The sequence below is a fragment of the Patulibacter americanus DSM 16676 genome, assembly GCF_000420025.1.
GTDB classification, from domain to species: domain Bacteria; phylum Actinomycetota; class Thermoleophilia; order Solirubrobacterales; family Solirubrobacteraceae; genus Patulibacter; species Patulibacter americanus.
Window position 1 is genome coordinate 13047 of sequence record NZ_ATUD01000015.1, and the last position, 19660, is coordinate 32706.

Below are 19660 nucleotides of genomic sequence, written 5' to 3' on the forward strand. Positions count from 1 at the left end.
CTCGGGCCCCGCTACACCGACGGGCCGAGCCCGGCTCGTCGGTCGCCCGGCGCCGGAGGATCGGCGACCCGCCCGTGGCCCATCGTCTCGGGCCGCAGGCGGCGCCGGAAGCTCTTGTCGTCGTACATCCGGGTGTCCGCGAGCCGCAGGGCGGCCGTGGGCGACCCGGCCTCCCGCGGCAGCACGACGACCCCGGAGGACGCCCCCACCCCGACGGCGTCCTCCCCCGTCCCGTGCAGCGCCTGCACCACGCCGGCGATCCGGGGGTCGCGGGCCGTGACGGCGCCCGGCAGCAGCATGCAGAACTCGTCGCCGCCGAGCCGGTAGGCGGCGCCGCCGTCGGCGACCGCGTCGCGCAGCGCGCAGCCCATCTGCACCAGCAGGCTGTCGCCGGCGAGGTGTCCGTGGGCGTCGTTGTAGGCCTTGAAGCCGTCCAGGTCGAGGAACACGAGGGTGGACGGTCCGGTGCCCCGGGTGAACGCGAGGTCGAGGTCGCGCATGAGCCGCCGGCGGTTCGGCAGCCCCGTCAGGCCGTCCTCGTACGCCTCGCGCCGGCTCGCCAGGAGCAGCCGCACGTTCTCGCGGTGCGTGAGCCACGCCCGCGCGCCCGTGACCAGCAGCGCCGCCGCGGCCGCGACGATCGCCATCAGCCCGACCGCGTACAACGCCGCTCCCAGGAGCACCGCGAGGGAGATCCCGGCGAACGCCAGGGGCACCTCGATGACCCCGTAGTCCGCACGGGCCTGGAGGGGAAGCGGCTCCGCCGGTCGCCAGGCCGCCCAGGCCAGCAGCGCCAGGCTCAGCGGCCAGGTGCCGTCGATCCAGTCCGTCTGCGGGTAGACGTCGCGCGCCGTCGCCCACCAGAACGCCGCGTCGCCGACCGCGACGACGGCGAGGGCGGCCCCCAGCGTCAGCCAGGTGCTTCCGACGCGCCATCCCCGCACGCCGTAGGCCGCGCCGATGAGTCCGAGCAGCACCAGGTCGCACACGGGGTAGGCCGTGGTCACGATCCGCTCGAACCCGGCCCCGCTGGCGGGGGTCCCCGCCGGGGAGAGCACGACCGCGGCGCAGACGGCCGTGATGGACAGGCCGGCGATGAGCCCGTCGAGGTAGAGGGTCCGCCGCACGTGCCCACCGACCTGGGCCCGCAGGAGCAACCCCAGGCCGGCCGCGGCGAAGACGTAGGCCGACAGGTATGGGCCGTCCGTCCAGTTCGGGATGGGCGGCTCGACGAGCGCGTCGAACGACAGCGCCCAACCCAGCTCGCCGAGGGCCGTCAGCACGACGTACCCCGCGAGTGCAGCCCACGCGAGCCGGTCCTCCGCGCGCAGCACCACCCGCAGCACGATGGCGATGGCGGCGCAGAACTCGATCGCCAGCGTCACGCCCGGGTCGAGCAGGACGCCCAGGGCGTCGGGCTTCCAGCCCACCACGCGGCGGGCGATCTCTGCCAGGGCGAAGAGGACGAGCGTTGCGCACGCCAGACGGAACGGAGCGATGTGAGGACGGGCCACCACCCCTGAGTGATCGGCGGCGTTGGCGCGCGCCTGAATCCGCCGTCCGGCGGGCCCTCAGATCTGCCCGTGGTTCGGCGGCACCGCGTCGTTCAGGACGCCGGCGCCGACGTGGTGGTACTTCCACCGGATCGGGTCGTGCACGGAGTGCGTGCGCGCGTTGCGCCAGTGACGGTGCAGGTCGTACTTGTCGTCCGTGGCGCTCGCGCCCGTCAGGGCGAAGAGCTCGGAGGCGATCGCCACCGCGGCCTCGGAGCCGAACGCCTTGGCCTCGGCCACCGCGAGCGAGCCGCGTGCGGCCTCCTCGCGGGTCGCCGGCACGTGGGGCAGGCCGTCGAGCACGCGCGCCGCGCGCTCGAGGAGGCCCTCCGCCGCGTGCAGCCGCGCGGACAGCTCGCCCGTGCGGTGCAGGACGTGCGGGTCGTCGCTCGCGCGCTCGTAGCCCGCGCCGGCCGCCTCGAAGTACGGGCGGCTCTTCTCGCGCACGAAGGTGACGGCGTCGGCGAACGCCCCGCCCGCGATCCCGACCTCGATGGCCGCGTGCACCAGCTGGGCGCGGGCGCCGAGCAGCTGCGGGCCGGCGTAGGCGCGGCCGTACGGCAGGAGCAGGGCCGGATCGACTTCGGCGGCTTGGAGTGTCGTGGTGCCGCTGGCCGTGGCCCGCTGCCCCATGGCGTTCCAGTCCTCTTCCACGGTCACCCCCGGGGCGTCGCGGAGGACGAACGCGACGACCACGTCGCCCTGGGGGTCGACGGCGGAGACCGCGATCCGGTGGCTCGTCGCCGCGCCCGTGCAGTAGTACTTCGTGCCGTCCAGGCGCAGCACCCCGTCGGCGTCCGGGGCCAGGGTGGTGCCGAGCGCCATCGCGTGCTTCGTGCCGCGCTCGGCCAGCGCGTTGCCGAGCCGTCGACCGTCGAGCACCTCGGCGAACAGGGTCGCCTGCTGCTCCGGCGTGCCGAGCTGGCGCAGCACGTCGACGAAGAGGAAGTGCGCCTGCGGGCCCTGCGCGATCGACGGGTCGGCGGCGGCGATCAGCCGGATGACCTCGGCGAGCGTCGCGTGGGAGACGCCGGCGCCCCCGTGCTCGGGCGGCACCGTGATGCCGATCAGGCCACTCGCGTCGAGCGCCGCCAGCGCCTCGCGCGGCACCCCGCCCGCGCGGTCGCGGTCCGCGGCCCCCGGCCGCAGCTCGTCGGCCAGGGCGCGCGCGGCGTCCAGGGCTTCCTCGTCCGTCCTCAGCACCGGCACGGACGGGATGGTCGCACGCGGAGCCGGGTCCCCAGGCGCCACCGGGGCGCGTGCGAGCGCCGCTCTAGCATGGGATCGTGAGCGATCCAGACCCGCCGGCAGATTGGGAAGCCCGCATGGCCGCGGTGGAAGCCCGGCTCGACGCGCTCGAGGACCCTCCGGCCGAGCGGCAGGAGCTGGGGTCCGTGGGCCCCACGCCGACGACGCCCGACGGCCGCTGGTGGATCGTGGAACGCCTGGCGAACGACCCCGGCGCGAACGAGCAGCGCAACGGCGTGGCAGGACACATCGCGTTCGGGGGACGGACGGTCGATGGGCAGGCCGGAGAGACCGTCTGGCAGGTCGAGCAGGCCGCCGCGGACGTCCTCGACGCCGACCTGGACGCCGCCGCGTCCTTCCTGGCGGCCCTCGGCCACCCCGTCCGCCTCGCGATCGTCCGCGAGATGCTGCGGGGCGCGCGGACGCTCGAGGACCTTCGGGCCGTCGAAGCATCCGGCACGACGGGCCGACTGCAGCACCACCTCCGCGAGCTCCGCTCCGCCGGTGTGGTGACGCAGATCCGCCGCAACGACTACGCCCTGCGGCGCGAGCACATCGTGCCGTGCCTGGTCCTCATCGCTGCGGCGTCGAGCCCACCGGCGTAGACCCGGACGCCGAACGCCCCCAATGGGCTGGAGAAAGTCGAAAATTCGTTATATCGACATTTTTAGCCAATCATGAGATTGCGCCCGAGTGGACGTCGTACAGTGGCCGCGGGCCGGGACCCCGGCCCGGAAACGCACACCCACACAGGAGTTCGCAATGCCGATGAAGACCCGTCCCCTGGCCCTCGCCGCAGCCCTCGCGCTGGCCGTGCCCGCGACGGCGCTGGCGGCCGACGACCGCGCCCCGGAGCAGGCAGACAGCACCGCGGCCGCCTTCGCACTCGCCGCAACGCCCGGGGAGGCCGTGCAGTCCGAGGTGGAGCCGCAGGCCATCCCGGCCGTGATCGCCGGCGTCGCTGCCCGCCAGGCCGGGAAGTGGGCGGCCAAGAAGGTCGCCGAGGGGGCCCTCCGCGAGGCCGGACGCCAGCTCATCGGCGGGCGAGCGGCGCGCGACGCCGTCGCTCCGGCCGCCAACGCCGACGTCCTCCTCGACCCGGCGCGTTGATCCGCGAGTGGGCCGGGAGCACCGCCCCGGCCCACTTCGGCATCGCCCCTCCGGACCATGCTCCCCACACCGCAACGACCGACCGACGGCCCGGGATCCGCGCCGCAGGCTCGCACGTCGACACGCCGTCGCCTCGCACTCTCCGCCAGCCTCGTCCTGCTCCTCGGAGCGTCGGCGTGGCACCTCGGTGGCGCCTTCCTCTCGGCTGCCCCGCTGAACGTCGTGGCCACCCGACAGCCCGCCGAGGCGCTGATGCGCCACATCTCGCCGTTCTTCGCACAGAACTGGCAGCTCTTCGCCCCCGATCCGATCTCGGAGGACACCGGGCTCCTCCTCAAGGCGCGCCACCGCGTCGACGGTCGGGCCGTCGAGAGCCGCTGGATCGACATCACGACCCCCCGCGTGGATCGATCGCAGACCCTGGGCGGGCGCGTGTTCCCCAACCGGATCCACCGCATGCCCGGGACGCTCGTGCAGCTCGCCTCCTGGGAGGACCCCGACCTGCGCCGGCTCCGGAACCGTCCCGACGACGACCGGCGACCGGGCGAGGTCGAAGAGGGCACGGACGACCGCCCCGAGCAGCCCGCCGACCGGCTGCCGATCAGCCGCACCGAAGCGGGCCGCCGCCGCTCGTTCGAGCAGTTCCTCCGGTCGCTCCTCAGCGCGGAAGCACGCAGCCGCTTCCCCGACGTCCTCGCCGTGAGGGCCCGTCTCGTCGTCCACGAGTTCCCCCGCTTCTCCGAGCGCCACGACCGTGGGCCCGGCCGCGTGTTCTACGAGGACCAGGCGTGGATGCCCGTCGCGAACGTCAGGAGTGCCCCATGACCGGCCGATTCGGAACCGCCCTGGCATCGAGCGGACCCGCACGCCTGGCCCGCGCAGCGTCGACGACCCGCGTCGGCCTCATCGGCCTGGCGGTCGCTCGCATCGGGCTCGCTGCCATCGCGTTGCTGAACTACGCCGTGCACTTCGCGGACCGTCAGTACCTCTGGGGCCCCGACGGCGTGTGGCCGTGGGACGTGTTCGTGGAGCAACTCGACACCGACGGGTCGTTCTCGCTCTACACCCTCTCCTCCTCGACGACCGTCTTCGACCTGCTCTACGTCGGCGGCGTCCTCGCCGCCCTGCTCTTCCTGCTCGGCGTCCTGCCGCGGGTGACCGCGCTGGTCCACTGGGCGTTCCTGTGGTCGCTCTACGAGCGGAACCCCTCGCTGCTGGACGGAGGGGACAACCTCACGTACGTCCTGCTGCCGCTGTTCTGCCTCGTCGAGTCCAACCGCTACCTCGCCGTCGGGGCCGCTGCGCGGCGTGCGCGGCTCGCCGGCGCGCTCCCCTCAGACGCCCCCGTTCCCGCCCGTCGCATGCTGGCCTCCCAGGTCCACAACGTGGCGTGGTTGACCATGGTCGGACAGATCGTCGTCGTATACGTGCTGTCGGGTCTGTACAAGGCCGGCGGGGAGCTCTGGCAGAACGGGTCCGCGCTGTACTACGCGATGCGCACCGACGAGTTCCGCTGGCCCGGACTCAGCGAGCACTTCTACGAGAACGCGCTCTTCGTCGGCACGGGGACCTGGTTCACCGTCGCGTTCCAGCTCGCCTTCCCGTTCCTGCTGTTCTCGCGGACCGGTCGTGCGCTCGCGTTCACGGGCGCCGTGCTCCTGCACCTCCAGATCGCGGTCTTCATGGGCATCGTCACGTTCTCCCTAACGATGATCTTCAGCGAGGCGATGATCGTGGACGATGCGACGTACCGACGAGTCGCAGCGCTCTCGCGCGATCTGCGCCGCGCCGTTCGCGGCCGGCTCGGCGCCCGGGGCCGGGAGACGTCTCCTCGGGCGGCCGGCGCGGAAGCGGAGACCACCCATGGCTGACGCGGCCACCCGTCGCCTGTACTGGGCGTTCCGCAACCCGTCGCGCTCGCCGATGGACCTCGCCGTCGCGCTGCCCGTCCCGTCCGCCCAGCAGGAGGTGGAGCTCGTCGAGCTGCGCGGCCTGGACGCCGCCGAACCCGTGGGCGGCGTCGGTCCCGACGACATCCGGCGGGTCACGGTGCCCGCGCGCGGGAGCGTGGCGATCCAGGCCCGGGTGCGCCTCGTCGGCTGGTCGGCCGACGGCGGCCCCGACCCCCGACGGGTGGTCGACGACCCCAGCGACGGGCGTTGGGTCACCCCGTCCCCCAGCCAGCGCCTCACCGCGGAGACGGCGGCCGACCTGCTGCGCGACGCGGGCGTCCGCAGCGGCGACGATCCGCAGGCCGTCGCTCGCGACGTCTTCGAGCTCCTGGTCGGCGGCCGGTTCTCGTACGCCTACCCGAGCGACCTCAGCGCCGCCGCGTTGGCTCGAGACGGCGCAGGTGACTGCGGGGCGTTCTCCGCGCTGTTCGTCGCGCTCTGCCGCGCGGCCGGCGTGCCCGCTCGGGTGGTGCTGGGTGCGTGGGACAGCGTCACGATGGCTCCGCACGCCTGGGCGGAGTTCGAGGTGCCGGGGCTCGGGTGGGTCGGTTCGGATCCCTCGGGCGGCCTGGTGCACGGTGTGCCGTCCGGCGACGCCGCGCGGTGGCACGGCGCGCTTCCCGGCGCACGGATCGCGTTCTCCCGCGGCCTCGACGTCCCGATCGTGGACCCTGCGGGCGCACCCCCGCAGGAGGAGTCGGGCTCCCGGGTCGCGGGCACCTGGCGCGACGGACGATGGGTGGCCATGGGGACGACCGACGAGGACGGCACCGTGCCGTACCTGCAGCCGGCGTGGCCGCTGGCCGGCGCGCCCGACGGCGGGACGGGCACCTGGTTCCTCTGGCGGGGGATGGCGCACAGCATCGGGCCGCTGGCGGCGTTCGGTGCCCGCCGCGCCGGGCAGGTCGCCCGCGCGTTCCTCCGGGACGAACGGCGGCGAGCGCGATGACGAGGCAGGAGCCTCCGGAGGCGCCGGCGATCCTGTTCTACGATCGCGAGTGCCGCTTCTGCATCTGGGGCGTCGTGGGCATCGCGCACCGCGCGCGGCCCGGGTCGCTGCGGCTCGCCCCGATCCAGGGCGACCGCGGTCAGCGCGTCCTCGCCGGGGTCGAACCCGGCCGTCGCCTGGAGAGCTGGCACCTCTGGGACGGGACGCGGCTCCGCAGCGGCGCCGACGTGGTCGACGGTCTCGCGCCGCGCGTCGCGACGTGGTGGTTGCGCGTCCTCGCCGAGGCCGCCCGTTGGACGCCTCGGCCGGTGGCGTCCGCCGTCTACCGCCAGGTCGCTGCGCGGCGTGTCCTGCTCTCGCGGCTCGTTCCCCAGGCCGCGAAGCGATGCGCGGCCGACGGTCTCGCGCGATACGAGGCCCCGCCCCGATAGCCGTGAGCGTCGGGTGCGACGCGTCCCGTGCCGTCGGGCGGGGGTGAGCGCTCGTCCTCACGCCGCGAGCAGCCGGCCGGCGGTCGTCGCGCCGGCGACGCCGCTGGGCTCGAGCCCACGGTCGGCCTGGAAGCGTCGGACGGCGTCGACCGTCGGCGCGTTCCAGGCGCCCGTCGCGGCGGCCTCGGGCAGGAGCCCCAGGTGGACGAGGCGCGCCTGCGCCTGGCCGGCGTCGATCGCCGGGATGGCGTCGGCCCCCGCGGCGGCGCCGGGGAGCAGCGCGACGGCCAGCAGCCGCGTGGGGCGGCTCCGGCGCGCGTCGGGGTGGCGCGTCCCGGGCTGGCGGCGCGGCTCGGTGCGGCGACGCGGACGGAGGTGGAGGAGCGGCTGGGCGATGGCGTTCATGGCCCGATCCATCCTGCGGAGCGGTGCGGACGGCGTGCAAGCGAACGTGCGTTCGTGACGTTCGGGCCCTGGGGACGGGCCGAACGGCCGCGGCGCCGGCCCCCTAGCCCCTCAGCGCGCCGCCCACTCCTCGACGCTCCACCGCTCCAGGTCCCGCAGCCACGCCTCGGCGTTGCCGTCGGACGGCGCCCGCCAGTCGCCGCGGGGCGAGAGCGAGCCGCCCGCGGAGACCTTCGGACCGTTGGGCAGCGCGGAGCGCTTGAACTGAGCGAAGGCGAAGAAGCGGCGGACGAAGACCTCGAGCCACTTGCGGATCTCGGCCTCGTCGTAGGCCACGCGCTTGTTCTCCGGGAAGCCGGCGGGCCAGTCGCCGAGCTCGGTGTCGGGCCACACGTGGGCGGCGAGGAAGCCGATCTTCGACGGGCGGAACCCGTAGCGGAGCACGTGGAAGAGCGTGAAGTCCTGCAGGGCGTACGGGCCGATCTTGCCCTCGGTGGACTGCAGCTCCTCGCCCGGGACGAGCTCCGGGCTGATCTCCGTGTCCAGGATCGCCGTCAGCGTCTCGTTCGCGTCCTGCTCGAACTGGCCGGAGGAGACGACCCAGCGGATGAGGTGCTGCATCAGCGTCTTCGGCACGCCGGCGTTGACGTTGTAGTGGCTCATCTGGTCGCCGACGCCGTAGGTCGCCCAGCCCAGGGCCAGCTCGGAGAGGTCGCCCGTGCCGAGCACGATGCCGCCGCGCTGGTTCGCGATCCGGAACAGGTAGTCCGTGCGCAGGCCGGCCTGGACGTTCTCGAACGTCACGTCGTAGACGGGGTCGCCCTGCGAGAACGGGTGGTCCATCTCCTTCAGCATCAGCCGCGCGGTGTCGGTGATGTCGATCTCGGCCTTCGTGATGCCGAGCGCGTCCATGAGCTTGTGCGCGTTGCTCTTCGTGCCGTCGCTCGTGGCGAACCCGGGGAGCGTGAAGCCGAGGATGTCGGTGCGCGGCCGGCCGGCGCGGTCCATCGCCTTCGCGGCCACGACGAGCGCGTGCGTCGAGTCGAGCCCGCCCGAGACGCCGATGACGATCTTCGGGTTGCCGATCGCGCTCATGCGCTGCATCAGGCCCGCGACCTGGATGTTGTACGCCTCGTAGCAGTCGAGCTCGAGTCGGTCGTCGTCGGCGGGCACGAACGGGAACCGCTCGACCTCGCGCTTCAGGCCCAGCGCAGCGTCGCGCGGCGGGTTCAGCGTGAACGGGATCCGGCGGAAGCCGTCCGTGCGCTCCGCGTGCACGCGGCGGTTGTCGTCGAACGTCCCCATCCGCGTGCGCTCCTGGCGCAGCAGGTCGATGTCGACGTCGGCGACGGAGCGGCGCTCGCCGTCGGGGAACCGCTCCGTCTCCGCCAGCAGCACACCGTTCTCGTAGATCATCGTCTGGCCGTCCCACGAGAGGTCGGTCGTCGACTCGCCCTGGCCGGCCGCCGCGTAGACGTAGGCCGCGAGGCAGCGCGAGGACTGGGAGCCGCAGTAGAGCTTGCGGTCCTCGGCGCGACCGACGGTGATCGGGCTGCCCGAGAGGTTCAGCAACACGGTCGCGCCGGCGAGCGCGGCCTCGGAGCTCGGCGGCACCGGCACCCACATGTCCTCGCAGACCTCGGCGTGGACCACGAGGCTCGGGACGTCGTCGGCGGCGAAGACCAGGTCCGGGCCGAAGGGGACGTCGATCCCGTCGATGCGGATCTCGCCGCGCTCCGTGGCCCCCGTCGTGATCTGCCGGCCCTCGTAGAACTCGCGGTACGTCGGCAGGTACGACTTCGGCGCGACGCCGAGGACGCGCCCGCGGTGGATCACGACGGCGCAGTTGTAGATGCCGTTGCGGTGGCGCAGCGGCGCGCCGACGACGAGCAGCGGCAGCAGGTCGGCCGAGGCCTCCACGATCGTCCGCAGCGCCACGACGACGTCGTCGAGCACCGCGTCCTGGAGCACGAGGTCCTCGATGGAGTACCCCGTGAGGCACAGCTCGGGGAAGACGGCGACGGCCACCCCCTCCTCGTGGCAGGCCTGCGCCTGGGCGAGGACGGACTCCGCGTTCTTCGGCGGGTCGGCGATCGCGACCCCTCCGGTGCAGGCGGCGACGCGGGCGAACCCGTGCTGGTAGAGGCTGCGGAAGCTCACGCCTGAGTCTTACCCGATCCCCCGGGGGCGCACCCGGAGCGATCGGACCGCCCTCACCCCCCGAGCGCCTCGTCCAGCCGCGCCACGAAGAAGTCGGCGCTCTCGCGGGTGAAGGTGAGCGGCGGCTTGACCTTCAGGACGTTCTGGCGATCCCCCGTCGGCTGGACGATCACGCCGAGCTCGAGCATCCGGTCGCAGAGCTGGGCGGTCTCCTCGACGGCGGGCTCCAGGGTCTCCCGGTCGCGCACCAGCTCGATGCCCTGGTAGAGGCCGCGGCCGTGGACGGCGCCGATCAGCGGGTGCTTCTCCGCCAGCCGCTCGACCTGCTCCTTCAGGTGCGCGCCGACGACCCGCGCGTGCTCCTGCAGGCCCTCGCGCTCGAGGACGTCGAGGACGGTGACGCCGATCCGCGAGCTCAGCGTGCTGCCGCCGGCGGAGGAGAAGAACGTGCCCTGGTCGGCGAGCGCCTGGGCGATCTCGCTCCGGGTGATGACCGCCCCGAGCGGGTGGCCGTTGCCCATCGCCTTGGCGACGGTGATGACGTCGGGCACCACGCCGTGCTCCTCGTAGCCCCAGAACCACTCGCCCTGGCGGCCGTAGCCGACCTGGACCTCGTCCGCGATGCACACGCCCCCGCCGGCGCGGATCGCGTCGTAGACCCGCGGCAGGTAGCCCGGGGCCAGGCCGATGGCCCCCGCGTTGCCGTTGCGAGGCTCGGCGATCCACGTGCCGACCGGCGTGCCGGCCGCCGCCAGCCGCTCGATCTCGGCGACCGCGTCGCGGGCGTACGCCTCGCCCGCGTCCGGCCCGCGGTGGGTGCCGCGGTAGGCGTTGGGCAGCTCGACGGCGTGGACCCATCCGGGCCGCGTCTCCTCCGCGCGCGGGTTGTCCGAGGTCGACGTCGAGACGGCGTCCGAGGCCACGGACCACCCGTGGTAGGACTCCGTGACGCAGAGGACGTCCTCGCGTCCGGTGAACGCGCGGGTCAGGCGCAGCGCCAGGTCGACGGCCTCCGAGCCGCTGTTGACGAGCAGCACCGTGTCGAGCTCCACGGGCACCGTCTGGAGCAGCCGCTCGCTCAGCTCGGCCACCGCCGCGTAGTGGAACCGCGAGTTCGTGTTGAGCCGCCGCCACTGGTCGGCGGCCGCCGCGGCGACCTCGGGGTGCCCGTGGCCGAGCACCGTCACGTTGTTGACCATGTCGACGTAGTGCCGGCCGGTCGTGTCGATGAGGTGCTCGCGCCAGCCGCGCTCGATCCGCGGCGGGGCGGCGTAGTAGTGGCTCTGCAGCGGCGCGTAGGCGTGGACGCGGCGGTCGAGCAGCGCGTCGGCCTCCGCCGGCACCGCCGGGGCCGGGACCTGCGCCGGCAGCCCCAGCAGCGGCGCGGGGTCGAGCACCCGGGTGGCCCACGCGGGCAGCTCGCTCGCGCGGACGAACCGCGGCGGCAGGCCGTCGGCCACGAGCGCGGGCGTCGTCAGCCACAACGTGCAGTGATCCGTCGTCACGAGCGGCTCGCCCGGGGCGACGCGGACGGGGCGCGCGCCGCCGGGGTGGGCGACGTCGGCGACGTCCGCGGCCTCCGCCGCCTCGCCGGCGTCCAGGTCGAGCACGAGCGCGTGGAGCTCGCCGGTCAGCACGAGGGCGCCGCCCTCCACCGACAGGTGCCCGTCGAAGGGCGCGACCAGCGTGAGCGGCGCGCGCGTCACCAGGTCGACCCCGAGCGCGACGTTCACGGGCTCGTCGCGGCCCAGCGCCGACGCACGGGTCAGCCGCCCCTCGCCGTACGGCGTGACCACGACCCCGCCGTCCGCGTCCCGGGCGGCCGCGGTCAACGCCCGCCGCTCGACACCGGGCCCGTCCGTCAGCCAGTCGCCGTCCCACAGCGCATCGCCGTCGTGGCCCAGCCGGACGACCGTCGGCGGCCGCGCGTCGAACGCGGGCGCCAGCGCCACGGCGTCCGGAAGGGCCGCGGGTCGCTCGACGGGGCGGCCGAGGGCCAGCCGGATCGCGGCCGTCATCGTCCCCGCGTCCTGTGCCGCCGGCACGGCGAACATCGCCCACTCGTCCTCGAGCGCGGCCGCCGCGTAGTCGTTCGTGGGGTCGACCGCGAGCTGTTCCTCGCCGCTGACCACGAGCGTCGCGCCGCGCAGCACGATCAGCGGCCACAGCGCCGCGATCTCCGCGTCGGTCAGGCCGACCTCGGCGTCGAACGCGGCGATCAGTGGCAGCACCGCGAGCGGCCGGGCGGGCTCGCGGGCGAAGACCCAACTGCACGCCACGGCGAGCTCGGCGACGCGCCAGCTGACCATCGCGTCGCCGAAGTCGATGATCCCCGACACCCGGAGCGCGCCGACCGCGCCGCGCTCGGCCACGAGGTTGTCGGCCGTCAGGTCGCCGTGCACGGGGCCGACGGGCAGGGCGTCGCGCACCGGGTCGAGCGCCCGGCGGACGCCGACCAGGGCTTCCTCCAGCCGCGCGCGCCGCTCCGGGTCCCGCACGACGTGCAGGCGCTCCGCGACGACGGCCTCGCCGCGGCGCAGGTCCCACTGCAGCGCGCGCTGGAGCCCCGGGTGCTGCAGGCCGGCGAGCGCGACGACGACCCGGCCCGCGAGCCGCCCGACCCCCTCGAGCGTCGGACGCGCCGGGCTGCCGTGGTCCGCGAGCGGCCGGCCGGGCAGGAAGGTCAGGAGCCGGAGCCCGTGGGCGACGCCATCGATCTGAACCCCGACGACGTCCGTGCCGTCGCGGGCGGGCAAGGGACGGGGCGTCGCGTGCCCGTGCTCGGCCAGGTGGCGCATCACGAGGTTCTGGGCCGCGATCTCGGCCGGCGCGAACGCCGGGTTGCTGACCTTGAGCAGGAACCGCTCGCCGGCGTCGGTGGTCAGCAGGACGTTGCGGTCCTGCTGGCTGCCGAGCTCGACACCCGTGCCCTCCACACCGAAGTGCTCGCGCGCCCAGGCGAGCGCCTGCTGAACGGTGACGGCGGGGCGGGGCAGGCCGGTGCTGACGGGGTCCATGGGTCTCCGGGCGGTCGTGCGGGGGCGTCGGAGGGGACGACGCGCGTCGCCGCTGATCGTAGGGCACCCACGCCGTATCGCCAACGAATCTGCAGCGATTCCGCCGCGGAACTGCGGATTCGTCCGCCTTGAGCGCCGTCATACTGCGGGGATGGCCCCCGACGACCGCCCCGACGACGGCCTCGACGCGATCGACCGCCGGCTCCTGACGCTCCTGCAGGAGGACGGCCGGCTGCCGTACTCCGACCTGGCGGCGGACACCGGGCTCTCCTCCGGCGCGGCGCGCGCCCGGGTGCTGCGGCTGCAGGAGCGCGGGATCCTGCGCATCGTCGGCGTAACCGATCCGCTCGAGCTCGGGTACCGCAGCATGGCCATGCTGGCCGTCTCCGTGGAGGGGGACGTCGACGCGGTGGCCGACGCCCTCGGCGCGCTCGACGCCGTCATCTACCTCGTCGTGGCGGCCGGGTCGGCGGACCTCCTCGTCGAGGTGATCGCGCCCGACACCGACGCCCTCTACGACGTGGTCAACCGGCAGATCCGGACGGTGCCGGGCGTGCGGGGCATCGAGACGTACTCCTACTACCGCACCCACACGCACCGGTTCACCTGGGGCACCCGCTAGTCGACCCCGAGCGCCCGCACGACCTCCTCGGCCTGCGCGATCGCCTCCTCCTGCCAGGGTCGCAGCGCGTGGGCGGGCGAGTGCTCGAAGCCGACGGCGAACGGGTCGACGACCCCCGTCGGCCGGCCCGAGAGCGCCTCGAGCACCGCGAGCGCGCAGAAGGGCGCGTGGACCGGCGAGTAGCCGCCCTCGTGGGTGAGCACGAGGTGACCGTCGCAGACCTCGGTCGCGATCTCGACGAGCCGCGCGGCCATCAGGCCGAAGCCCTCCGAGCCGACCGTCATGCACCCCAGCGGGTCCAGGGGACTGGCGTCGAACCCGCTGCAGACCATGATCAGCTCGGGCGCGAACGCCGCGATCGCCGGGGCCACCACGCGGTCGATCGCCGCGAGGTACGCGCCGTTCCCGGAGCCTGCGGGCAGCGGCACGTTGATGCAGGAGCCCTCCGCGCCCGGGCCGCCGGTCTCGGACACGTCGCCGCTGTCCTGCGGGAACAGCCGCTCCTGGTGCAGCGAGATCGTGAGCACGTCCGGGTCGTCCCAGTAGATGGACTGGGCGCCGTTGCCGTGGTGCACGTCGTAGTCGACGATCGCCACGCGGCGGGTCCCGTATGTCGCCCGCGCGTGCTCGATCGCCACCGCCACGTTGTTGAACAGGCAGTAGCCCATGCCGGTCTCGGCGACGGCGTGGTGCCCGGGCGGCCGCACGAGGGCGTAGGCGTTGTCCGCGGCGCCCGTGAGCACGTGGTCCGTCGCGGCGATCGTGCCACCGGCCGCCAAGGCCGCGATCTCGTACGAGCCGGGGCCGAACGGCGTGGTACCGTCGCCGCCGTCGCCGCCCGCACCGTCGCTCTCGGCCTTGATGCGATCGACGTGCGCGGCGGTGTGCACGCGCAGCAGCTCGTCGCGCGTGGCCGGGCGGGCGCCCACCCGCGTCAGCTCGTCGAGCATCCCGGAGACCTCGATCAGGCCGGCGATGCGCGACTTGGACTGCGAGGACTCGAACGCGTGGTACGGCTGCGACATCCCGCCCGAGGGGTAGATGCCGATGTGGGTGCCGGTGTCGTGCCAGGCGTAGCGCTCGTGCCAGACGTAGCCGGTGCGACGGGTCATAGGGCGGGCTCCAGGTTGGGGGATGCGGAGGGCGAGGGCGGACCGCCCGCGCCGGCGGGGGACTCGGCGTCGACGCTCGCGAAGAGCTCGTCCACGCGGCGGCGCTCGGCCTCGGGCGTCGGCACGAGGTACGCGCAGGCGACGTAGAGGGCGAGGTTGACGATCAGCCCGACGACGCCGGCCGTGAGGCCCTCGAGGCCGGGGATCGAGGTCGGGTACTGCCACTGCAGGATCGCGGCCGTGAGGAAGCCGCCGATCATCGAGACCGTCGCGGCGGTCGCGTTGCCGCGGCGCCAGAAGATCCCGAGGAACAGCGTCGGTGCGAGCTGCGAGATGCCGGCGTAGGAGATCATCGCCAGCTCCACGAGCCCGGAGCTCGTGCGGGCGGTCGACACAGCGAAGATCGCCGAGAGCAGCACGAACAGCGCGACCGCGACCTGCCCGACGCGCGGGCTGTCGATGCGGCGCCGGCGGATCACGCCGACGATGTCGTTGGCGGTCTGCGCGCCGAGGGCCTGCAGGTTGGCGCCGACGTTGCCCATCGTCGCCGCGACGACGCAGACGCCGGCGATCGTGACCGCGACGGGGCCGATGGCGTCCGCGACGAGGAAGAAGACGGCGTCCGGCGCCTCGGCCACCCCCGGGAGGGTCGACGCGGCGATCGCCATCAGGCAGATCGCGGAGCCGAAGACGAACATGAGCGGTGCGGCGCGGACCGCGGCGCGCTTGATCGTCTCGGGGCCCTTCGACGCGAAGAGACGCACGAAGATGTCGGGCCAGCACCAACCGCCGAGCGTGCCCGTGAGCACCAGCGAGAAGTAGTAGAGCGCGCCGGTCGCGCTGCCCGGTCCGGGGATGGTGAAGAACGACTCCTCCGGCCGGCCGAAGCCGTGCCCGTTCGTGAGCAGCCAGGTCACCATGCCGAGCAGCAGCAGCGTGCCGAGCACGTAGGCGACGAGGCCCTGGACCATGTCCGAGATCACGAGGCCGCGGGCGCCCATCCGGACCGTCCACAGCTGGCGGAGCACGATCACGGCGATGCCGATGTAGACCGCGTCGGACGCGTCGACCCGCCCGAAGGAGAGGTACGAGAAGACGAGCGTGAGCGACTGCATCCCGAGGACGATCCACGGGAACGACGCGACGATCCCGATGATCGCGGCGACGACGCGCACGGTGGTCGAGGAGTAGCGCAGGCCGAGCAGGTCGGCCTGGCTGCGGAGGTCGTGCTCGCGGCCCCACACGTGCACGGGGCGCGCGAGGAAGTACATGAGGACGACGGCCAGCAGCGAGTACGGGACGAAGTAGAACCCGATGACCCCGGACGCCGCGGCGAGCCCGGCGAACGAGATGAACATCGTGCCCGGGTACCACGTGTTGACGAACGCCATCATCGAGAACCAGGGCCCGAAGGACCGGGCCGCGGTGGCGTACTGGCTGAAGGTCTCGCCGGAGCGCTTCGTGCGCTCGAGGACGACGACGATCACGACGAAGAGCAGCGCGACGCCGCCGTAGCCGAGGACCATGCTCATCGGTCCTCGCCCCCGGCGTCGAGGTGGTGGATCAGCGCCACGCTGAGGACGACCGCCAGGCCGGCGAGCAGGAAGTAGGCGAGGCTGATCGTCGCGTTCCCGTCGGCGAGCCACCACTGGATCGGCGGGAAGAGGAGCACCACGGCGTCGAGGACGCCGATGGCGACCATGGCGCGCTGGGTGCGTGGCGGGCGGCGGCGGGTGGGTGGGGCGTCAGGGGGCATGGCGGGTCTCCGGGCGGGGCCGCGGGGCGCGGCGGACGGGGCGCTGATGCGCCGTGCTGGTGCGGCGCTGGCGCGCCTTGTGGGCTGGGCCCGGAACGTTCCGGGCAACCCGCGGCACAGAGTGCCCGCTGTCACGCACCGTGTCAACCCCGGATCGCGGCGGACCGCGCCGCCGACCCCCCGGCCGTACGATGCGACGGCGATGTCCCGGTCCCGCGTCACCATCGTCGACCTCGCGCGCGAGCTCGGGATCTCGAAGACGACGGTCTCCGACGCGCTGCAGGGTCGGGGCCAGGTGGCGGACGCGACGCGCGAGCGGGTCCGCGCCGCGGCGGAGCGCCTGGGCTACGTCCAGAACCGGGCCGCCCGCAACCTGCGCACGAGCCGCGTCGGTGCCGTGGGGCTGCACGTGCCGCCCGTGGTGCGCGAGTTCTCCTTCTACATGGAGTTCGCCTTCGGGGCCGTGCAGGGGGCCGCGGCGCTGGACACCGACCTCGTGCTGTTCGCCCGCGACCCGGACCACACCGCCGGGCGCCCGTTCGCCGTCGACGGGGCGATCGTCGTCGACCCGCTCCCGGACGACCCGATCGTCCGCCGGCTCAAGCAGCAGGGCGTGCCCGTCGTGACCGTCGGGCGCTGCCTCGGGGACGACCCGCCCGTGGTCGACGCGACGATCGAGGCGACGCACTCCGCCCGGGCCCGCGAGGTCCTCGACGACCTGTGGGCCGCGGGACGCCGACGCCCCGCGTTCCTCGGCTCGGACGCGCTGTTCTTCTCGTCCTGGGCGTTCGACGTGCGCGCCGCCTACCTCGGCTGGTGCGCCGACCGCGACGTGGAGCCGCGCCTGGACGACGTCGCCGTCACCGCCGGCCCCGACGAGGTCCGCCGCACCGTGGAGGAGCTCGTCGACGCGCCGGGGGTCGACGCCCTCGTGTGCGCGCCCCAGGGCTTCGCCGGCCGCGCCCGCGGCATCCTCGCCGCGACGGGCCGCGACGTCACCGCCGGCTTCGACCTCGTCTCGCTCGTCGGGGACCCCGCGACGGAGCTCGGCGACCCCGCCATCACCGTCGTCGATCCCACCCCGTTCGCGTTCGGCGAGGAGGCCGCGGCGCTGCTGGGCGAGGTGCTCGCGGGCACGACGGGGGGCCCCGTCGCGCGGTTCCACGAGGCGCGGATCCGCCAGTCCGACGCGCTGGCCGCGGCGCTGGGGCGCGCGGACTGAGGGATCGGGACCGGGGACGCCGACGGGCAGCGTTCCGCCCGGGCGGCGTCTTCCGGCGGCGTGGGAGGGCGCCCCGAAGCGGGTAGCCGGGGCCCATGACGTCCTCCTCCCCCGTCCCCGACGGCTTCGCGCCCCTGCCCGACGCCGGCGCCTTCGTCGACCACGTCGGACCCGTCTTCGTGCGCGAGGCGGACGGCGTCGTCGGGGTGCGCGTCGAGGACCGGCACCTCAACGCCGCGGGCACGGCGATGGGCGGGTTCCTCGCCACCCTCGTCGACGTCTCGATCGGCCGGGCGGTCCGGGCGAACGCGGACGGCGAGGCCGCCGTCGCCACCGTGTCGCTGACCACGGACTACCTCAAGCCCGGGCCGGCCGGCGCGTGGCTCGAGGCCCGCTGCGAGGTCGAGCGCCTCGGCGGCAGCCTGGCGTTCGTCGACTGCTCGCTGCGCGCGGACGACGACGAGATCGTGCGGGCGCGCGCCGTCTTCGCGGTGCGCACCGAGGACTGAAGGGCCGACGAGGCCCCGTACGTGCGGCGCCGGCCCGGCCCGTCCCGGGGTAAGGCCTCGGCGCCGCCGATCCGCACCGTTCGCCCGATGTGGGACGGGGCGCCGCAGGCCAGGATCGACGCATGGTCTTCCGCTCGTCCCGTCCCACCGGCCGCCGCCTTCCCGACGCGCAGGGCCCGCTCGAGCTGCGGGCCGCCCTGCCCGCCGACGGCGCCGCGCTCCGTACGGTCGCCCAGCGCGACAGCCGTGCGCTCCCGGAGGGCCCGCTGTTGCTCGCCGAGGTCGCCGGCATCCCGATCGCCGCGATCGCCACCCGCACCGGAGAGACGGTCGCCGACCCGTTCTGGCCGACGACGGCCGCGGTCGCCGCGCTGCGCGACGCGGCGGGCGACGTGCGGCCGGAGCGCCCGGGCCCGCGGGGGCGCCGGGCGGCGCGCGGCGTGCTGCGCCGCCGCCTGTCCCACTGAGCGCCACGGGGCCATTGGGGCGAACGTGCCCCCCCCCCGCGGCCGTGGCACTCGGCAGAGCCGGTACGCGTCTGCACGGTCCGCTGGGCCGACGCGTACCGCCGCAGCGGACCGCCCGGGGTCAGTCGGCCTCGCGCGCCACGACGACCTTCCCGATCGTCCGCCCCGACTCCACGAGCCGGTGCGCCTCGCGCAGCTGCGTGGCGTCGATCGGGGTGAGGGTCTTGGTCAGCGTCGTGCGCAGCGCGCCGACGTCGACGAGGCGGGAGACCTCGTCCAGCAGGCGGTGCTGCTCGATCAGGTCGCGGGCGTCGTGCAGGGAGCGGGCGAACATGAACTCCCAGTGCCAGGTCAGGGCCTTGGACTTCAGGGCGACGACGTCGACGGCCTTCGGGTCGTCGATGGCCACGATCTCGCCGAACGGGTTCAACACGTCGACGTAGAGCGGGAGCTGGCCCTCCGAGTTCATCGTGAAGATCCAGTCCACGCCGTCGGGCGCCGCGTCCGCGATCTCGGCACGCAGGTCGCCGCGGTGGTCCACGGTCGCCTCGGCGCCCAGGCCACGGACCCACTCGTCCGTCTCCGGCCGCGACGAGGTCGCGATCACGCGCACCGCCGGCAGCAGGTGCTCCGCGAGCTGCAGGACCACGGAGCCCACGCCGCCACTGGCGCCGACCACGAGCAGCGTGCCGCGCGACTCCCGGGTCAGACGCAGCTTGTCGAACAGCCCCTCCCACGCGGTGATGGCGGTCAGCGGCAGGGCGGCGGCCTCGGCGAAGCCCAGGGACTCCGGCTTGCGGCCCACGATCCGCTCGTCCACGGCGTGCAGCCCGGCGTTCGTGCCCGGTCGGTCGAGGGCGCCGGCGTAGAAGACCTCGTCACCGGCGGCGAAGAGCGTGACCTCCGGGCCGACCTCGCGCACCACGCCCGCGGCGTCGTAGCCGAGGACCTCGGGCCGGTCGGCCTTGGGCTCCCTGCTCGCACGGACCTTCACGTCGACGGGGTTGACCGACACCGCGCGGACCTCGACGAGCAGGTCGTGCGGGCGGAGGTCCGGCACGTCGACCAGGACGTCCTGCAGGCTCTGCTCGTCGTCGATGGGGAGGGGGGCGGCGAAGCCGACGGCGGGGATGCGCTCGGTCATGCC

19 protein-coding genes are annotated in these 19660 nt (G+C 74.4%); 10 read left to right on the top strand and 9 right to left on the bottom strand.

Translation table 11 applies throughout. The features are described from left to right. Positions 1-11 precede the first annotated feature (11 nt). Together F593_RS0118605 and F593_RS0118610 are read right to left on the bottom strand one after the other, a co-directional pair. Positions 12-1514 carry a GGDEF domain-containing protein gene (locus tag F593_RS0118605; protein ID WP_157251969.1) on the bottom strand — a complete coding sequence of 501 codons (1503 nt, stop codon included), beginning with the start codon at positions 1512-1514 and terminating at the stop codon, positions 12-14. Between the two features lie 57 nt (positions 1515-1571). Beyond that, positions 1572-2762 (bottom strand): SfnB family sulfur acquisition oxidoreductase, encoded by a 1191-nt coding sequence (locus F593_RS0118610; RefSeq protein ID WP_022930253.1) that lies wholly within the window; start codon positions 2760-2762, stop codon positions 1572-1574. 77 nt (positions 2763-2839) lie between these two features. On the opposite strand from F593_RS0118610, the gene F593_RS28820 reads away from it, so the two are divergent. The 6 genes from F593_RS28820 to F593_RS0118640 all read left to right on the top strand — a co-directional run bounded on the left by F593_RS28820 (position 2840) and on the right by F593_RS0118640 (position 7243). After that, positions 2840-3406, top strand: coding sequence for an ArsR/SmtB family transcription factor (locus tag F593_RS28820; RefSeq protein WP_157251971.1), 567 nt, complete (start codon positions 2840-2842; stop codon positions 3404-3406). A gap of 163 nt (positions 3407-3569) precedes the next feature. Continuing rightward, a complete protein-coding gene (locus tag F593_RS0118620; RefSeq protein ID WP_157251973.1) occupies positions 3570-3911 on the top strand; it encodes a hypothetical protein in 342 nt (113 codons plus the stop codon). A gap of 57 nt (positions 3912-3968) precedes the next feature. After that, entirely contained in the window at positions 3969-4736 is a 768-nt protein-coding gene (locus F593_RS28825) for a DUF5819 family protein (RefSeq protein ID WP_022930256.1), read from the top strand. Then, positions 4733-5782, top strand: coding sequence for an HTTM domain-containing protein (locus tag F593_RS26610; protein WP_022930257.1), 1050 nt, complete (start codon positions 4733-4735; stop codon positions 5780-5782). The genes F593_RS28825 and F593_RS26610 overlap by 4 nt, the downstream gene beginning before the upstream one ends. Beyond that, on the top strand, positions 5775-6812 hold the full coding sequence (locus F593_RS30670) for a transglutaminase-like domain-containing protein (RefSeq protein WP_022930258.1): 1038 nt from the start codon (positions 5775-5777) through the stop codon (positions 6810-6812). Before F593_RS26610 ends, F593_RS30670 begins: the two co-directional genes overlap by 8 nt. After that, positions 6809-7243 (top strand): thiol-disulfide oxidoreductase DCC family protein, encoded by a 435-nt coding sequence (locus F593_RS0118640; protein WP_022930259.1) that lies wholly within the window; start codon positions 6809-6811, stop codon positions 7241-7243. The genes F593_RS30670 and F593_RS0118640 overlap by 4 nt, the downstream gene beginning before the upstream one ends. Before the next feature lie 57 nt (positions 7244-7300). On the opposite strand, the gene F593_RS0118645 is transcribed toward F593_RS0118640, so the two are convergent. The 3 genes from F593_RS0118645 to F593_RS0118655 form a co-directional block, all read right to left on the bottom strand. After that, the gene (locus F593_RS0118645; RefSeq protein ID WP_022930260.1) at positions 7301-7648 is read right to left on the bottom strand and encodes a peptidoglycan-binding domain-containing protein; all 348 of its coding nucleotides are present in this window, start codon (positions 7646-7648) and stop codon (positions 7301-7303) included. A 111-nt stretch (positions 7649-7759) separates the two neighbouring features. Beyond that, positions 7760-9808: an NAD(+) synthase gene (locus F593_RS0118650; protein WP_022930261.1), complete on the bottom strand. Its 2049-nt coding sequence runs from the start codon at positions 9806-9808 to the stop codon at positions 7760-7762. 53 nt (positions 9809-9861) lie between these two features. Beyond that, a complete protein-coding gene (locus tag F593_RS0118655; RefSeq protein ID WP_022930262.1) occupies positions 9862-12825 on the bottom strand; it encodes an aminotransferase in 2964 nt (987 codons plus the stop codon). Between the two features lie 151 nt (positions 12826-12976). On the opposite strand from F593_RS0118655, the gene F593_RS0118660 reads away from it, so the two are divergent. Then, on the top strand, positions 12977-13447 hold the full coding sequence (locus tag F593_RS0118660) for an Lrp/AsnC family transcriptional regulator (protein WP_022930263.1): 471 nt from the start codon (positions 12977-12979) through the stop codon (positions 13445-13447). Here F593_RS0118660 and F593_RS0118665 read toward each other — a convergent pair. The 3 genes from F593_RS0118665 to F593_RS30085 are packed head-to-tail and all read right to left on the bottom strand — an operon-like array spanning position 13444 to position 16261. Next, a complete protein-coding gene (locus tag F593_RS0118665; RefSeq protein WP_022930264.1) occupies positions 13444-14559 on the bottom strand; it encodes a class II histone deacetylase in 1116 nt (371 codons plus the stop codon). The genes F593_RS0118660 and F593_RS0118665 overlap by 4 nt on opposite strands. Next, the gene (locus F593_RS26620; RefSeq protein WP_084630202.1) at positions 14556-16091 is read right to left on the bottom strand and encodes a sodium:solute symporter family protein; all 1536 of its coding nucleotides are present in this window, start codon (positions 16089-16091) and stop codon (positions 14556-14558) included. Before F593_RS26620 ends, F593_RS0118665 begins: the two co-directional genes overlap by 4 nt. Then, positions 16088-16261 (bottom strand): hypothetical protein, encoded by a 174-nt coding sequence (locus F593_RS30085; RefSeq protein WP_022930266.1) that lies wholly within the window; start codon positions 16259-16261, stop codon positions 16088-16090. The genes F593_RS26620 and F593_RS30085 overlap by 4 nt, the downstream gene beginning before the upstream one ends. Before the next feature lie 256 nt (positions 16262-16517). On the opposite strand from F593_RS30085, the gene F593_RS26625 reads away from it, so the two are divergent. The 3 genes from F593_RS26625 (at position 16518) to F593_RS0118690 (ending at position 18513) form a co-directional block, all read left to right on the top strand. Then, the gene (locus tag F593_RS26625) at positions 16518-17537 is read left to right on the top strand and encodes a LacI family DNA-binding transcriptional regulator (protein ID WP_022930267.1); all 1020 of its coding nucleotides are present in this window, start codon (positions 16518-16520) and stop codon (positions 17535-17537) included. Positions 17538-17632: 95 nt separating this feature from the next. Next, positions 17633-18046, top strand: coding sequence for a PaaI family thioesterase (locus tag F593_RS0118685; RefSeq protein ID WP_022930268.1), 414 nt, complete (start codon positions 17633-17635; stop codon positions 18044-18046). Between the two features lie 122 nt (positions 18047-18168). Then, positions 18169-18513, top strand: coding sequence for a hypothetical protein (locus F593_RS0118690; RefSeq protein WP_022930269.1), 345 nt, complete (start codon positions 18169-18171; stop codon positions 18511-18513). 121 nt (positions 18514-18634) lie between these two features. On the opposite strand, the gene F593_RS0118695 is transcribed toward F593_RS0118690, so the two are convergent. After that, entirely contained in the window at positions 18635-19657 is a 1023-nt protein-coding gene (locus F593_RS0118695; protein WP_022930270.1) for a zinc-binding alcohol dehydrogenase family protein, read from the bottom strand. Positions 19658-19660 lie beyond the last annotated feature (3 nt).

Excerpts from the sequence above, each read along its gene's own strand:
- F593_RS0118690 (WP_022930269.1), top strand. The coding sequence starts at position 18,169 with ATGGTCTTCCGCTCGTCCCGTCCCACCGGCCGCCGCCTTCCCGACGCG.
- F593_RS28825 (WP_022930256.1), top strand. The coding sequence starts at position 3,969 with ATGCTCCCCACACCGCAACGACCGACCGACGGCCCGGGATCCGCGCCG.
- F593_RS26625 (WP_022930267.1), top strand. The coding sequence starts at position 16,518 with ATGTCCCGGTCCCGCGTCACCATCGTCGACCTCGCGCGCGAGCTCGGG.
- F593_RS0118655 (WP_022930262.1), bottom strand. The coding sequence starts at position 12,825 with ATGGACCCCGTCAGCACCGGCCTGCCCCGCCCCGCCGTCACCGTTCAG.
- F593_RS0118660 (WP_022930263.1), top strand. The coding sequence starts at position 12,977 with ATGGCCCCCGACGACCGCCCCGACGACGGCCTCGACGCGATCGACCGC.
- F593_RS0118645 (WP_022930260.1), bottom strand. The coding sequence starts at position 7,648 with ATGAACGCCATCGCCCAGCCGCTCCTCCACCTCCGTCCGCGTCGCCGC.
- F593_RS26620 (WP_084630202.1), bottom strand. The coding sequence starts at position 16,091 with ATGAGCATGGTCCTCGGCTACGGCGGCGTCGCGCTGCTCTTCGTCGTG.
- F593_RS0118665 (WP_022930264.1), bottom strand. The coding sequence starts at position 14,559 with ATGACCCGTCGCACCGGCTACGTCTGGCACGAGCGCTACGCCTGGCAC.
- F593_RS0118620 (WP_157251973.1), top strand. The coding sequence starts at position 3,570 with ATGAAGACCCGTCCCCTGGCCCTCGCCGCAGCCCTCGCGCTGGCCGTG.
- F593_RS26610 (WP_022930257.1), top strand. The coding sequence starts at position 4,733 with ATGACCGGCCGATTCGGAACCGCCCTGGCATCGAGCGGACCCGCACGC.
- F593_RS0118685 (WP_022930268.1), top strand. The coding sequence starts at position 17,633 with ATGACGTCCTCCTCCCCCGTCCCCGACGGCTTCGCGCCCCTGCCCGAC.
- F593_RS0118640 (WP_022930259.1), top strand. The coding sequence starts at position 6,809 with ATGACGAGGCAGGAGCCTCCGGAGGCGCCGGCGATCCTGTTCTACGAT.
- F593_RS0118695 (WP_022930270.1), bottom strand. The coding sequence starts at position 19,657 with ATGACCGAGCGCATCCCCGCCGTCGGCTTCGCCGCCCCCCTCCCCATC.
- F593_RS30670 (WP_022930258.1), top strand. The coding sequence starts at position 5,775 with ATGGCTGACGCGGCCACCCGTCGCCTGTACTGGGCGTTCCGCAACCCG.
- F593_RS30085 (WP_022930266.1), bottom strand. The coding sequence starts at position 16,261 with ATGGTCGCCATCGGCGTCCTCGACGCCGTGGTGCTCCTCTTCCCGCCG.